The sequence below is a fragment of the Frigoribacterium sp. SL97 genome, from assembly GCF_026625765.1.
In the GTDB taxonomy this organism is placed as follows: Bacteria; Actinomycetota; Actinomycetes; order Actinomycetales; family Microbacteriaceae; genus Frigoribacterium.
Window position 1 is genome coordinate 1,507,677 of the sequence record NZ_CP113062.1, and the last position, 12,444, is coordinate 1,520,120.

Annotated in this window: 14 protein-coding genes; 5 read left to right on the top strand and 9 right to left on the bottom strand. The window is 73.5% G+C overall.

All coding sequences use genetic code 11. The annotated features are described in order from the left end of the window. Window positions 1–120: 120 nt before the first annotated feature. The gene (locus OVA02_RS07210; RefSeq protein ID WP_158612927.1) at window positions 121–516 is read left to right on the top strand and encodes a VOC family protein; all 396 of its coding nucleotides are present in this window, start codon (window positions 121–123) and stop codon (window positions 514–516) included. A 268-nt stretch (window positions 517–784) separates the two neighbouring features. On the opposite strand, the gene OVA02_RS07215 is transcribed toward OVA02_RS07210, so the two are convergent. Beyond that, on the bottom strand, window positions 785–1,822 hold the full coding sequence (locus OVA02_RS07215; RefSeq protein WP_267659528.1) for an NAD-dependent epimerase/dehydratase family protein: 1,038 nt from the start codon (window positions 1,820–1,822) through the stop codon (window positions 785–787). A 7-nt stretch (window positions 1,823–1,829) separates the two neighbouring features. Then, window positions 1,830–2,102: a mycoredoxin gene (locus OVA02_RS07220; protein ID WP_056048200.1), complete on the bottom strand. Its 273-nt coding sequence runs from the start codon at window positions 2,100–2,102 to the stop codon at window positions 1,830–1,832. Window positions 2,103–2,185: 83 nt separating this feature from the next. Between OVA02_RS07220 and OVA02_RS07225 the strand changes: the two genes are divergently transcribed. After that, window positions 2,186–3,943 carry a pyruvate dehydrogenase gene (locus OVA02_RS07225; protein ID WP_159826861.1) on the top strand — a complete coding sequence of 586 codons (1,758 nt, stop codon included), beginning with the start codon at window positions 2,186–2,188 and terminating at the stop codon, window positions 3,941–3,943. A gap of 92 nt (window positions 3,944–4,035) precedes the next feature. On the opposite strand, the gene OVA02_RS07230 is transcribed toward OVA02_RS07225, so the two are convergent. After that, entirely contained in the window at window positions 4,036–5,391 is a 1,356-nt protein-coding gene (locus OVA02_RS07230) for a maltokinase N-terminal cap-like domain-containing protein (protein ID WP_267659529.1), read from the bottom strand. 74 nt (window positions 5,392–5,465) lie between these two features. Here OVA02_RS07230 and OVA02_RS07235 point away from each other — a divergent pair, with 74 nt between their 5' ends. Then, window positions 5,466–7,076, top strand: coding sequence for a CYTH and CHAD domain-containing protein (locus OVA02_RS07235; protein ID WP_267659530.1), 1,611 nt, complete (start codon window positions 5,466–5,468; stop codon window positions 7,074–7,076). 46 nt (window positions 7,077–7,122) lie between these two features. Here OVA02_RS07235 and OVA02_RS07240 read toward each other — a convergent pair whose 3' ends face one another. From OVA02_RS07240 to OVA02_RS07260, 5 genes are all read right to left on the bottom strand, one after another. Further along, complete coding sequence (locus OVA02_RS07240; protein ID WP_267659531.1) at window positions 7,123–7,662, bottom strand: DUF1697 domain-containing protein; 540 nt, start codon at window positions 7,660–7,662, stop codon at window positions 7,123–7,125. Window positions 7,663–7,667: 5 nt separating this feature from the next. Further along, window positions 7,668–9,776 carry a S9 family peptidase gene (locus tag OVA02_RS07245; protein WP_267659532.1) on the bottom strand — a complete coding sequence of 703 codons (2,109 nt, stop codon included), beginning with the start codon at window positions 9,774–9,776 and terminating at the stop codon, window positions 7,668–7,670. A gap of 20 nt (window positions 9,777–9,796) precedes the next feature. Further along, the gene (locus OVA02_RS07250; protein WP_159826851.1) at window positions 9,797–10,081 is read right to left on the bottom strand and encodes a hypothetical protein; all 285 of its coding nucleotides are present in this window, start codon (window positions 10,079–10,081) and stop codon (window positions 9,797–9,799) included. Window positions 10,082–10,176: 95 nt separating this feature from the next. Beyond that, window positions 10,177–10,707, bottom strand: coding sequence for a hypothetical protein (locus tag OVA02_RS07255; RefSeq protein WP_192122641.1), 531 nt, complete (start codon window positions 10,705–10,707; stop codon window positions 10,177–10,179). Window positions 10,708–10,756: 49 nt separating this feature from the next. Next, on the bottom strand, window positions 10,757–11,110 hold the full coding sequence (locus tag OVA02_RS07260; protein ID WP_043596433.1) for a hypothetical protein: 354 nt from the start codon (window positions 11,108–11,110) through the stop codon (window positions 10,757–10,759). Between the two features lie 133 nt (window positions 11,111–11,243). Between OVA02_RS07260 and OVA02_RS07265 the strand changes: the two genes are divergently transcribed. Both OVA02_RS07265 and OVA02_RS07270 read left to right on the top strand, forming a co-directional pair. Further along, window positions 11,244–11,741, top strand: a complete 498-nt coding sequence (locus tag OVA02_RS07265; protein WP_267659533.1) for an 8-oxo-dGTP diphosphatase — start codon at window positions 11,244–11,246, stop codon at window positions 11,739–11,741. Window positions 11,742–11,869: 128 nt separating this feature from the next. Next, window positions 11,870–12,169 (top strand): hypothetical protein, encoded by a 300-nt coding sequence (locus tag OVA02_RS07270; protein WP_056048172.1) that lies wholly within the window; start codon window positions 11,870–11,872, stop codon window positions 12,167–12,169. Between the two features lie 24 nt (window positions 12,170–12,193). On the opposite strand, the gene OVA02_RS07275 is transcribed toward OVA02_RS07270, so the two are convergent. Next, on the bottom strand, window positions 12,194–12,427 hold the full coding sequence (locus OVA02_RS07275) for a hypothetical protein (protein ID WP_056048171.1): 234 nt from the start codon (window positions 12,425–12,427) through the stop codon (window positions 12,194–12,196). Between the last annotated feature and the right edge of the window lie 17 nt (window positions 12,428–12,444).

Genomic DNA, 12,444 nt, shown 5'->3' on the forward strand with positions numbered 1-12,444 from the left:
ATCGGATCTCGCCACCCTGTGGAGGGATGCGGGGGACGGCGGAGCGCGGGACGAGAGGCCGTTCTCAGTCGAGGCGAGTTCGGTGGGTCGGAGAACACCCGACCACCGAAGGAGCACCCCATGCCCGAACTCTCCGGCTACGCCCACGTCGCCATCACCGTCTCCGACCTCGACACGAGCCTCGCCTTCTACGAGAAGCTGCTCGGCGCCGGCCCCGTCGGCCGCATCGAACTCGACGGCCTCGATCGCCGCATCTTCTCCGTCGGCAACGGGCAGATCCTCGGGGTGACGGCCTACACCGGGGGATCGAGCGCGGCCTTCGACCCGACCGTCCCCGGGCTCGACCACATCGGCCTGGCCGTGACCGATCGTGACGGCGTCGTCGCCTGGCAGGAGCACGCCACGTCGGTCGGCATCGAGTCCGACCTGCAGGACGCGGACTTCGGCCACGCCCTCATGATCAAGGACCCCGATGGCAACCAGATCGAGTTCTTCGCCCCGACCGCACAGAGCTGACACGGGCCGCCTGCCGCGACGGCACCGCGTTTCGTGCACTGCACCGCGACTAGACGGTGTGTGGCGCACGAAACGGGGTGCGGAGGCGCGGGGGCCTTTCACCCAGGACGCGCCGGACCGGGCCGCCTGCCGGCATCGCACCGCGTTTCGTTCACCGCACCGCGACTAGAGGGAGCGTGCTGCACGAAACGCGGTGCACTGCATGGCGGCGGGTGGCGTGCGACGAGCGCTGCGTGGCTTGCAGAGACCGGCAGAGCGCGGGTCGGTCTCAGCGGTCGCGGGCGGCGGTGAGCAGCTCGCGTTCGTCGGCGGGCTCGAGCCCCGCGCCGTGGGAGCCCGCCGGGCCGGGACGCGAGAGTTCCCACGCGAGGACGTCGCGCAGCGTCTCGTCCACGGGGCGCGGCACGAGCCCGGCGGCCCGGCCCGCGCCTCCTGACCGGGCGCCGAAGCCCGCGTGCGTGGCGACGGGCACCCAGAGGGGCATCGACCGGGGCCCGGCCCACGGCCCGACCCCGTGTGCGTCGAGCCAGGGCTCGTCGACCGGTACGACCTCGCCCGTGTGGCCGGCGACCCGGCGCGCCACCGCGAGGTGGTCGGCCAGCGACTGCCGATCACCCACCGCGTCGAACGTCCCCGAGAGACCTCGCTCGACGGACGCGACGATCCAGCTCGCCAGGTCCCGGACGTCGACCGGCTGCACGTCGAGGCCGGGCACGTCGGGCACGAGCACGGGATCGGGCTCCGAGGACGCGGCGGCCAGGGCGAAGCGCAGCGGCCACCAGCCCGTGCGGCCCGTGTGGTCGCCCGGTCCGCCGATGAGGCCCGCCCGGACGAGCAGTGACCGGTCGGCACCGAACGCCTCGACGACGGCGCGCTCGCCCGCGACCTTCGACCCGCCGTAGTCCGACTCGTCGGCGTCGACGAGGGCCGCCGTCTCGTCCGCGCCGGTGGTCGCGGTGTCGGCGTAGACGCTGACGCTCGAGACGAAGACGAAGGAGGCGCTGGCGGGTTCGAGCACCGAGACGGCGTCACGCACGTGCGACGCGTCGCGGCTCAGGTCGACGACCGCGTCCCAGCGTCGTCCGCCCTCGAGCACGGCGTCGTACGCCCCGGGCGTGCGACGGTCGGCCCGGACGAACGCCGCGCCCTCGGGGACGTCGCCGGACGACCCGCGGGCGAGACACGTGACGTCGTGGCCGCCGGCGAGGGCGGCCTCGACGATCGTCCGACCGAGCCAGGCGGTGCCGCCGAGGATCAGCAGCCGCAGGGGGCGACGTGCCGAGGAGGTCGTGCCGGTCGGGCCCACGACGGCGTCAGAGACCGAGCTTGGCCTGGACGTCGGCGAGCGAGGGGTTCGTGGCCGTCGAGCCGTCGGGGTAGACGATCGTCGGCACGGTCTGGTTGCCGCCGTTGGCCTTCTCGACGATCTCGGCCGTGCCGGGGACCTCTTCGATGTTGACCTCGGTGAAGGCGATGCCCTGCTTGCCGAGTTGCTGCTTGAGGCGGGCGCAGTAGCCGCACCACGAGGTGCTGAACATGGTGATGGTGCCGGACTCGGGGACGTACGTGCTCGCGATGTCGCTCATGACCCCAGGTTAAGCCCGGTCGGCGGTGAGCGCCGGGGGAGTTGTCTGGGAGGCGTACCAGCACGCACCACGAAGGGAACACCATGGCAGACACGGTCGCCGACCAGATCATCGCCCAGCTCGTCACCGCCGGCGTCCGCCGGATCTACGGCATCGTCGGCGACAGCCTGAACCCGATCGTCGACGCCGTGCGTCGCACGGGCGGCTCGGCGAAGGGCGGGATCGACTGGATCCACGTCCGCAACGAGGAGGCCGCGGCGTTCATGGCCTCGGGCGACGCCCAGATGAGCGGCGAGCTCGCCGTCTGCGCCGGGTCGTGCGGCCCGGGCAACCTGCACCTCATCAACGGGCTCTACGACGCCAACCGCAGCCGTGCCAAGGTCCTGGCCATCGCCAGCCACATCCCGAGCACGATGATCGGCTCGGACTACTTCCAGGAGACCCACCCCGACCGCCTCTTCGTCGAGTGCTCGGGCTACAGCGAGATGATCTCGTCGGCCGAGCAGTCGCCGATGGTCGTCGCCAGCGCGATCCGGCACACCCTGGCGGGCGAGGGCGTCAGCGTGATCACGCTGCCGGGCGACATCGCCGAACTCGACGCGGGCGGCAAGGTGCCCGCCTACGTCAGCGTCCGCCCGCCCGAGCTCGTGCCCGACCGGCACGACGTGCAGGCCCTGGCCGATGCCGTGAACCAGGCCGACACCGTCGCGTTCTTCGTCGGCGAGGGCGGTCGTGGGTCGCACGACGAGATCATCGCCCTGGCCGACCTCGTCGGTGCCCCGATCGGGCACAGCCTGCGGGGCAAGGACGTCATCCAGTACGACAACCCGTTCGACGTCGGCATGACCGGCCTGCTCGGCTACGGTGCCGCCCACGCGGGCATCCACGACGCCGACCTGCTCGTGCTGCTCGGCACCGACTTCCCGTACCCGCAGTTCCTGCCGGACGCCTCGACGGTCACCATCGCCCAGGTCGACGTCGACGCCGCCGTGATCGGTCGTCGCGCCGACGTGCAGGTGCCCGTCCACGGGGCGATCGCCCCGACGCTCCGGGCGCTCATGCCGCTCGTGAAGCGCAAGAAGAACCGCAGGTTCCTCGAGAAGACCCTCAAGAAGCACGAGAAGTTGATGACCGGTGCGGTCGGGGCCTACACGAAGAACGTCGAGAAGATGCGGCCGATCCACCCCGAGTACGCGGCCTCGCTGCTCGACGAGGTCGCCGCCGACAACGCCATCTTCACGGCCGACACGGGCATGGGCAACGTCTGGGCCGCGCGCTACGTCACCCCGACCCCGCGGCGGCGCATCTTCGGCTCGTACCTACACGGCTCGATGGCCAACGCCCTGCCGCACGCCCTAGGCGCGCAGATGGCCTACCCCGATCGCCAGGTCGTCTCGATCTCGGGCGACGGCGGGCTGTCCATGTTGATGGGCGAACTCGTCACGGCGCAGATGTACCAGCTGCCGGTGAAGATCGTCGTGTTCAACAACTCGACGCTCGGCCTCGTCAAGCTCGAGATGCTCGTCGACGGGTTCCCCGACTTCGGCGTCGACGTGCCCTACACGGACTACGCCGCCGTGGCACGCGCCATCGGCATCCACGCCGTCCACGTCGACGACCCCCGCGACCTCCTGGCGGCCTACGAGGCAGCCTTCGAACACGACGGTCCGGCGCTCGTCGACATCGCGACCGACCCGAAGGCGCTCTCGCTGCCCCCGACGATCACGGGCGCCCAGGTGAAGGGCTTCTCGCTCGCCATGTCGAAGATCGTCATGAACGGCGGCGCGGGCGAGGCCGTGGCCATGGCGCGGTCGAACCTGCGCAACGTGCCGCGTCCCTGAGGTCGGCGCCGCGCCTCCTGCCCCCTCGCTGTCGAGGGGTCAGGAGGCGCGGGGCGCACGCGGGGGACGCCTCGCGACCCTGCCCGTCCGGCTCAGCCGGCGGCGGGGGCGCTGCGTGCGGCGAGCCGGGCGACGGCCGCCAGCGGGATGTCGATCCAGTCCGGCCGGTTGCGGCTCTCGTAGATCGCCTCGTACACGGCCTTGTCGATCTCGAACGCGTCGAGCAGGGCCCGGGCGGCCCGGACGTCGACGCCGGACGAGGCGACGTACCCGTCGACGAACGCGCGGCGGGCGTCGTGCGCCCAGGCCGCGGCGTCCACCGGGACGGCCTCCTGCGCCAGCGAACCGGCCACGTAGTCGAACGACCGCAGCATGCCCGCGATGTCGCGGATCGGCAGGTCGGGGCGCGAGCGCTCGGGCATCGGCCGCAGGGGCTCGCCCTCGAAGTCGATGAGCATCCAGCCGCGCTCGGGCGAGAGCAGGGCCTGACCGAGGTGGAGGTCGCCGTGGATGCGCTGCAGGTCGGGCCAGTGCAGGTGCTCGGCCGCGTCGTAGACGGCTCCGATCGCGGCGGCGTGCTCGGCGATCTGCGGCACCTCGCGCGACGCGGTCGAGATGCGTCGACGCATGCTCGTCAGGGCCCCTGCGATCTCGTCGTCGCCCGCGGGGACCGTGCCCAGGTCGGCGGCGAGGGTCGCGTGCACCTCGGCGACGGCGACGCCGAGCGCGTGGGCCTCGGCGGTGAAGTCGGTGCCGTCGGCCGCCGCCGTCAGGGCCACGCGCCAGGCGTCCTCGAGGCCGGGGAGGAACTCCTGCGAGAAGGCGAGGTGGCCGGTGGCCGTCCCGCCCTCGCGCCCGACGTCGGGCCAGGTCGCGCGCAACGAGCCGAACGACGAGGGGACGTGCGTCGACCCGCCACGGGTCAGGGCGGCCTGGGTGGTGACGTCCGGGTTGTCGCCGTGGTGCAGCACCCGGAAGACCTTCGCGATGACCTGGTCGACGGGGCCGCCCTCGACGTCGTAGACGATCGAGGTGTTCGACTGTTCGCCCGAGAGCACGCGCGAGCGACGCACCTGCCCGGGGTCGACGATCCGCGTGCCGTCGACCGTGACGTCGGCACCCACCACGTGCGCCTCGGCGGACATGGTGCGCAGCAACTCCCGGGCGTAGGCCGGGTCGTGGGGACCGTCGTAGAGGTAGCGTCCGTCGGCCGAGCCGATGAAGGCCGCGTCGCCGCCGGGCAGGGGGGTCGCGCGGCTGACGAGGGGCACCTGGTAGAGGACGGGGACGTCCGCCGCCTCGTCGATGATCAGCAGCGTCATGGTGAGGGCGTCGTCCACCTCGGCCTCGAACGATCCGATCACCCGCAGGGCGGGCGTTCGTCCCTTGGTCGCGTACCAGCGCTGACGCGCCATCCATCCGGCAAGAATCGGTGCCACATCGCTCATGCGACGACCCTACGCCGGGCCGCCCCGCGGGGTCCGGAGGGCCGGCCACCAGGCCTCCCGACTAGAACGGAGGCATGAGCACCGCATCACCGCGCCGCACCGAACAGACCGAGATCGAACGCAAGTACGACGTCCACGAGACCGCCGGGGTGCCCGACCTGGTCGGGGTGGGGGGCGGCGCCGCCGAGGCGCTCGTCGTCGACGGCGTGGGGCACGACGACCCCGTCGAGCTCGCCGCGACCTACTGGGACACCGTCGACCACACGCTGCTCGGGGCCCGGACCACCCTGAGGAGGCGCGAGGGCGGTGGCGACGCCGGATGGCACCTCAAGCTGCCGCCGTCGGCCGGCACGACCGGGCGCCGCGAGGTCCACTGGCCGCTCGGCGACCCCGGCGAGCCCGTGCCGGACGCCCTGCGCCGGCTGGTCGAGGCGCGGCTGCGGGGCCGACCGGTGCACCCTGTGCTCCGACTCGAGACGACGCGCACCGTGACCCGCCTGCTCGACGGCTCGGACCGCGAGCTGGCCGAGCTCGCCGACGACGTCGTGCGGGCGTCGAACCCCGACACGGGCGTGCTGCGCACCTGGCGCGAGTGGGAGGTCGAGCTCGCGCCGGGCGTCGACGGCGACGAGGGCGAGCGGCTGCTCGACGCGGTCGCGGAGCGGCTGGAGGCGGCCGGCGCGTCGCTCTCGTCGTCGAAGTCGAAGCTGGCCCGAGGGCTGGGTTCGGAACTCGCGGTGCCGGCGGCGTCGGGTGACGGCGCCGGCGGGGCCGCCTCGACGGTCGTGCCTGCCCCGGCCACCCCGGCCCCGAAGAAGAAGTCGGCCGCGGCTTTCGTGGCGTCCGCTGCGTCGGGACTCCGTGACGAGCTGCTCGCGGTCGACGCCGCCGTGCGCGACGGCCGGCCCGATGCGGTCCATCGGCTGCGGACCACGACCCGGCGGCTGCGCGCCCTGCTGACCGTGTGGGACGGCGTCCTCGACCCCGGGCTCGCCGCCGCCGTCGTGGCGGGTGCCCGCCACGTCGGCCACGTCTCGGGTGCCGCTCGGGACGTCGAGGTGGCGCGAGGCCGGGTGGCGACCCGCGCCTCCTCGGCTCCGGAGGGCTTCGTGGCCGCCCAGGTCACGGGGCGGATCGACGCCCGGCTCGGCGAACGACTCGACGAGGCCGTCGGTGACGTGCGTCGCCTGCTCGACTCGGGCGCCTGGTTCGACCTGCTGGACGCGGTCGACGCGCTCGTGGCGGCCCCGGCGACGGGGGACCACGCCACCGACCCGGCCGCCGACCTCTCGGCCGCGCGGCTGCGGGCTGAGCGGAAGCGGACGAGGCGGGCGGTCCGGGCAGGGCTGGCGGCCGTGGACGCGACGGACCGCGCAGGCGCCGTGGACGCGCTCCCGGTCCTGCACGACGCGCGGAAGGCCGCCCGACGACTGCGGTACGCCCTCGAGGCCGACCGGGCCCGCAGCGGATCGGGCCGCGGCCGGGCCCGCCGGGCCGAGGCCGTCCAGGACGCCCTCGGCGAGCACCGCGACGCCCTCGCGGCGGTGCGGACGATGCGCGAGGTCGCGACGCTCGCCCACCGGTCGGGCGAGGACGCCTTCGGCTACGGCGTGCTGGCCACCCTCGAGTCCGCCCGTGCCGACGACGCCCTCCGCCGCTTCCGCCGCGCCGCCGCCGACCTCTGACGTCGGGACGTCGACCTCTGCCGTCGGACCTCGGGCGCGGAAGGGGTCAGACGGAGCGGCGGGCGAGCAGCGCCTCGAGCTTGCGCACGGTCGCGTCGTTCCGGGCCGTGACCGGAGTCGGCAGCCCCCGCCACCAGGCCGCCGGCACCCGCGAGGCGAGCACGCCTGCCGGCAGCCACTGGCGGACGGCGTCGGGCGAGACCACGATCTCTTCGTCGCCCAGGTCGACGTCGGGAGGCGCCACCCCGTCGAGCGTGCCCGGCACCTCGGCGAACGCGACCGACAGCAGCTTCGGCTCGCGCTCCTCGCGTCGGAGGGGGTTCGCCACGGCCAGCCGCGTGAAGCGCTCGGCGTCGAGCAGCACCAGGTCGGCGTCGACGCCGGTGGCCCGGGCGATCGCCGCCCGGAGCCCGGCGGCGTCGTCGGCACCGAGCCGCGACGACGCCCCGAACACCAGGTTGCCGCTGTTGAGCAGCGTCTCGGGGCGCTCGAAGCCGAGGTCGGCGGCCACGCGTCGCAGGTCGGCCATGGCCACCCGCTTGGCCGTGCCGACGTTGACGCCCCGCAGCAGCGCGACGTGGTCCACGCTCGTCAGGCCCGCCCGAGGACGTCGAGGATCCACGCGATCTCGAACGCCCGCTCGCGCCAGGACTCGTACCGTCCGCTGACGCCGCCGTGCCCGGCCGACATCTCGGTCTTGAGCAGCACGGGGGCGTCGACCTCGCGCAGCCGCGCCACCCACTTGGCGGGTTCGACGTAGAGCACCCGGGTGTCGTTGATCGAGGTCACGGCGAGGATGCGCGGGTAGGTCACGTCGTCGCGCACGTTCTCGTACGGGCTGTAACCGCGCATGTACTCGTAGACCTCGGCGTCGTGCAGGGGGTCGCCCCACTCGTCCCACTCGATCACGGTGAGCGGCAGGTCGGGGTCGAGGATGCTCGTCAGGGCGTCGACGAACGGGACGGCCGCGACGATGCCGGCGAACCGGTCGGGGGCGATGTTCGCCACCGCCCCCATCAGCAGGCCGCCCGCGCTGCCGCCCTCGGCCACCATCAGCTCGGGGGTCGTGCGACCCTCGGCGATCAGGTGGTCGGCGACGGCGACGAAGTCGGTGAAGGTGTTCTTCTTGGTGAGCGTCTTGCCGTCCTCGTACCAGGAGCGTCCCAGCTCGCCGCCGCCGCGGACGTGGGCGACCGCGAAGACGACGCCGCGGTCGAGCAGCGACAGGCGGGCGACGCTGAAGCCCGGGTCGATGCTGTGCTCGTACGAGCCGTAGCCGTAGAGGTGCACGGGCGAGGGCCCCTCGGCGGGGACGGCGTCACGGCGCCAGACGAGCGAGACGGGCACGCGGGTGCCGTCGGTCGCCGTGGCCCACTCGCGGGCCTGGTCGTAGTCGGCCGGGTCGTAGCCGCCGAGCACGTTCTGACGCTTGAGGAGGTGACGTTCGCCCGTGCGGACGTCCAGGTCGTAGACCGTCGACGGCGTGACGAACGAGGTGTACCCGAAGCGGACGGTCGGCTGGTGGAACTCCGGGTTGCCGCCCGCGCCGGCGGCGAACAGCGGCTCGTCGAAGCCGACCTCGGAGACCTCGCCGTAGCCGTCGGGACCGAGCGGCACGACCGCGAAGCGCGGCAGCGCGTCGCGGCGGTACTCGACCACCAGGTGGCCGGAGAACGCGTCGACGGACTCGAGCCGGACGGAGGCGCGGTGCTCGACGATCACGCGGCGGTCGGTCGTCGAGGTGGGGTCGTCGGCCGGCACGTCGACGAGCTCGAAGTTCTCGGCGCCGTCGTTGTGGACGATGAGCAGGCGGTCGCTGCCCGCGACGATCGCGTGCTCGACGTCGTACTCGACGCCCTCGCGGCGCGGCCAGACGACCCGGAACTCGCCGGTCGGGTCGGCCGCGTCGAGCAGCCAGGTCTCGCTCGTGATCTTCGACCCGACGTCGACGACGAGGTACTGGCGGCTGCGCGTGAGGCCCACCCCGATCCAGTAGCGGTCGTCGGTCTCGGTGAACACCGTGACGTCGTCGCCGGGGTGCCCGACCTCGTGACGCCAGATGGTGTCGGGCCGCCAGGACTCGTCGACGGTGGGGTAGAAGACGTACCGGCCGGTGGCGTCGAACAGGGCGCCGGCGGCCGTGCCGGTGACCACGTCGTCGAGGTCGCGGCCGGTCGCCAGGTCGCGGATGCGCAGCGTGTAGCGCTCGTCGCCCTCGACGTCGACCGCGTAGGCGAGCAGGGAGCCGTCGGGCGAGACGTCGAAGCTGCCGATCGAGAAGAAGTCGTGTCCCTCGGCCTCGGCGTTGCCGTCGAGCAGCACCTGCTCGCCCTCGGCGGCCTCGCCCGCCTCGATCGACGGGGGAGTCCAGTCGTCGGGCCCGGCGATCGGGGCACGGCAGTGGATGCCGTACTGCTGCCCCTCGGCCGTGCGCGAGTAGTACCACCACGAGCCCTCACGGACCGGGACGCCCAGGTCGGTCTCTTGCACCCGGCCCTTGATCTCGTCGAAGACCGTCTGCCGCAGACCGGCGAGGTGGGCCGTCTCGGCCTCGGTGTGCGCGTTCTCGGCCTCGAGGTGCGCGACGACCTCGGGGTCGTCCTTGGCACGGAGCCACTCGTAGTCGTCGACGAAGTCGTGGCCGTGGTGCGACCGGGTGACGGGCTTCTGGGGGGCACGGGGAGCGGGAACGGAGGCCATCACCCGAGCCTAACGGCGGCTCAGACGGAGCGGTCGCTGGCCGTGATGCCGTTGAAGGCCGGCACCTCGGGGTACTCGTCCGAGGCGACGTGGACGTCGGCCGGGTCGGGCGCCTCGCCCTCGCGGGCCTCGTCGATCGCCTGCTCGGGGGTGCCGGCCTTCTCGGCGGCCGACTCGGAGTGCGTCCCGGGGACGGTGTACGTCGCGTCGACGTCGTGCCCGGCCGGGTCGACCGTCTCGCTCGCGCCGGACGCGTCGTCGCGGGGGGTGGTGTCGGGGGCCGGGGTCTGGTCGCGGTCGCTCATGCGGGGGACGGTACCCGCGCCTCCTCGGTGACGTCCGGCCAGGCCGTCGGTCGTCGGCCGGCCCTGACGGGGGTCGACGTCCGACCCGGCGGCGGTCAGTCGTCGACGGGCAGGGCCGTGGTCGGCGCGGCCAACCCCTGGACGGTGGCCCCGAGGTGTGCCTCGCCGGGTTCGAGGTCGGAGATGGACCGGCGGTCGGACCTCAGTCGTCGGACCGAGGCGTTGAGCCGGGCGTGCAGCTGCATGAGGTGCAGCCGGTAGCGCTCGGGGGCGTCGTCGCTGTCGTCGAGGAAGGTGTTGCACGCCAGCGTCATCTCGTTGAGCACGGGCAGGGCCGACGAACGGGGACGGAGCGCCCGTCGCGCCCGCCGGATCTCACCCCGCAGGGCCGAGATTGAATGACGCGCCTGCTCGTAGACGGGGTCGAGGGCGCGGGGGTTGGGGCTGAGCCTCGGCGCCACCCGGCGCAGCACGCGCCGGAAGTGGATCTCGGTGATCAGCTCGTTGAGCGCCGACGCCTCGCGTCGGCGCGACTCGATCAGCCGCACGAGCAGGTTCGACGCGAACGCCGCCCCGGCACCCACGAAGGCACCCACGGTCACGGTCACGACGTCCCACCAGCTCATGGGGCCACGCTACGGCGGACCACCGACAGCCGGGTCGGGCGAGGCGCGGTCAGCGAGAGGCGTCGTCGAGCCGCCCCATGAGCGACCAGACGGCCCGTGACAGCTCGGGGTGCCACAACGCGATGGTGCGCAGGTAGCCGAGCTCGTCGGCGAGACCGAGCCCCGTCGCGGTCGGCACGCCGTCGGTTCCCAGGGCGTCGGCCCGCAGCGAGATGACGACCTGCTCGTCGACGGTGGGGAGCCCGGGGATGACGTCCCAGGGGTCCTCGCCGTTGCGGCAGCGCAGTTCGATCAGGGCGGAGAGCTCGTCGTGGGCCTCGGCGCGCAGCACCTCGAGGCTCCGGCCGGCACCGCGGAACTCGGGCCCGGGGCGTCGCCTCCCGCTCGATCGTGCTTCGGACATGCCGACGAGCCTACGCGCGAGGCGTCGAGCGGTTCCCGGGGACGCGGCCCGCGCCTCCTGCCGTCCGCCCTCCTGCCGTCCGCCCTCCCGCCGTCGGCCCTGTGGGCGGGACGACAGCCGGTACCCTTCCGGCATGCCGGTCTACCGCGTCTGCGTCGCCTACCTGTTGCGGGAGCACGAGGGGCGTCAGCAGGTCCTGCTGGGACGCAAGAAGCGCGGACTCGGCACGGGGCACTGGGTGGGCCTCGGGGGCAAGCTCGAGCCGGGGGAGGGCGTGCAGGAGGCGATGGTCCGCGAGATCGCGGAAGAGAGCGGCGTCGAGGTGCTCGCGTCGGACCTCGACCGGAGGGGCGACCTGCTCTACCTCTTCCCGCACCGTGAGAGCTGGAGCCAGCGGTCGACGGTCTTCGTCGTCACCGCGTGGCGCGGCGACCCCGCCGAGAGCGACGAGCTGGTGCCCCGGTGGTTCGACCTCGACGAGCTGCCCCTGGACGAGATGTGGGACGACGCGTCGCACTGGCTGCCCGGTGTGCTCGCCGGGGGACGGGTCGCCCGGACGTTCGTCTTCGCGGCCGACCTCTCGACGGTGGCCTCCGACGCTCCGCTGCCGGCGGAAGACGCCGGCCCCTGAGGCGTTCCGGTCCGGACGCCTGGCCCTCGCAGAGGGGGGCGCGGTGGCGCCCGTGCTCCACCTAGGGTCGGTTCCGAGACGGATCACGGGGAGATCCCCGCCGTCGGACGGATCTCACGGGGAGCGACATGACCAGCTACGACGGCCTGACCACGACCACGCTCCGGAGCCCGGCCCGCACCGCCGTGGCGCCCCGCCAGCTGTCGTTGCCGCTCTGGCTGCCCGCGGTGGCCTGGGCCCTCGGCCTCGTCGTCGTCGTGGTGGGGGCCGCCTTCGGCGGCGTCCTGCTGGCGCTCTCGAGCCTCGGCGTGGTCGCCCTCGTCGCGGGCATGGCCGCCACGGCCGCGCGGTGGCAGCGCATCGAACGCCTCGCGGCGATCGAGCTGGCCGAGCGACGTGCCTCGACCGCCGAGGCACGACTCGTCTGAGCCCGACACCCCGTCCGGGCGGGGTCAGCGTCCCCGTCGGGTCCCGGTGCGCGACAGACCCGCGCGTACGAAGAAGTCGACGACGCCGGTGAGCACGGCACCGACGACCGCGAACCAGGCGTAGCCGACGAAGCGCGCCGCCACGTCGGGACCGCCCTGTGGTGCCAGCGTCACCGAGAGGACGTAGAGGGCCCCGGCCGCGACGAGCAGCAGGACGGCGAGGGCGACGAGCAGGCGGTGCAGGGTGGTCGTGGTCACGAGCGTCGAGGGTACCG

Excerpts from the sequence above, each read along its gene's own strand:
- OVA02_RS07210 (WP_158612927.1), top strand. The coding sequence starts at position 121 with ATGCCCGAACTCTCCGGCTACGCCCACGTCGCCATCACCGTCTCCGAC.
- OVA02_RS07220 (WP_056048200.1), bottom strand. The coding sequence starts at position 2,102 with ATGAGCGACATCGCGAGCACGTACGTCCCCGAGTCCGGCACCATCACC.
- OVA02_RS07225 (WP_159826861.1), top strand. The coding sequence starts at position 2,186 with ATGGCAGACACGGTCGCCGACCAGATCATCGCCCAGCTCGTCACCGCC.
- OVA02_RS07230 (WP_267659529.1), bottom strand. The coding sequence starts at position 5,391 with ATGAGCGATGTGGCACCGATTCTTGCCGGATGGATGGCGCGTCAGCGC.
- OVA02_RS07235 (WP_267659530.1), top strand. The coding sequence starts at position 5,466 with ATGAGCACCGCATCACCGCGCCGCACCGAACAGACCGAGATCGAACGC.
- OVA02_RS07245 (WP_267659532.1), bottom strand. The coding sequence starts at position 9,776 with ATGGCCTCCGTTCCCGCTCCCCGTGCCCCCCAGAAGCCCGTCACCCGG.
- OVA02_RS07250 (WP_159826851.1), bottom strand. The coding sequence starts at position 10,081 with ATGAGCGACCGCGACCAGACCCCGGCCCCCGACACCACCCCCCGCGAC.
- OVA02_RS07255 (WP_192122641.1), bottom strand. The coding sequence starts at position 10,707 with ATGAGCTGGTGGGACGTCGTGACCGTGACCGTGGGTGCCTTCGTGGGT.
- OVA02_RS07260 (WP_043596433.1), bottom strand. The coding sequence starts at position 11,110 with ATGTCCGAAGCACGATCGAGCGGGAGGCGACGCCCCGGGCCCGAGTTC.
- OVA02_RS07265 (WP_267659533.1), top strand. The coding sequence starts at position 11,244 with ATGCCGGTCTACCGCGTCTGCGTCGCCTACCTGTTGCGGGAGCACGAG.
- OVA02_RS07270 (WP_056048172.1), top strand. The coding sequence starts at position 11,870 with ATGACCAGCTACGACGGCCTGACCACGACCACGCTCCGGAGCCCGGCC.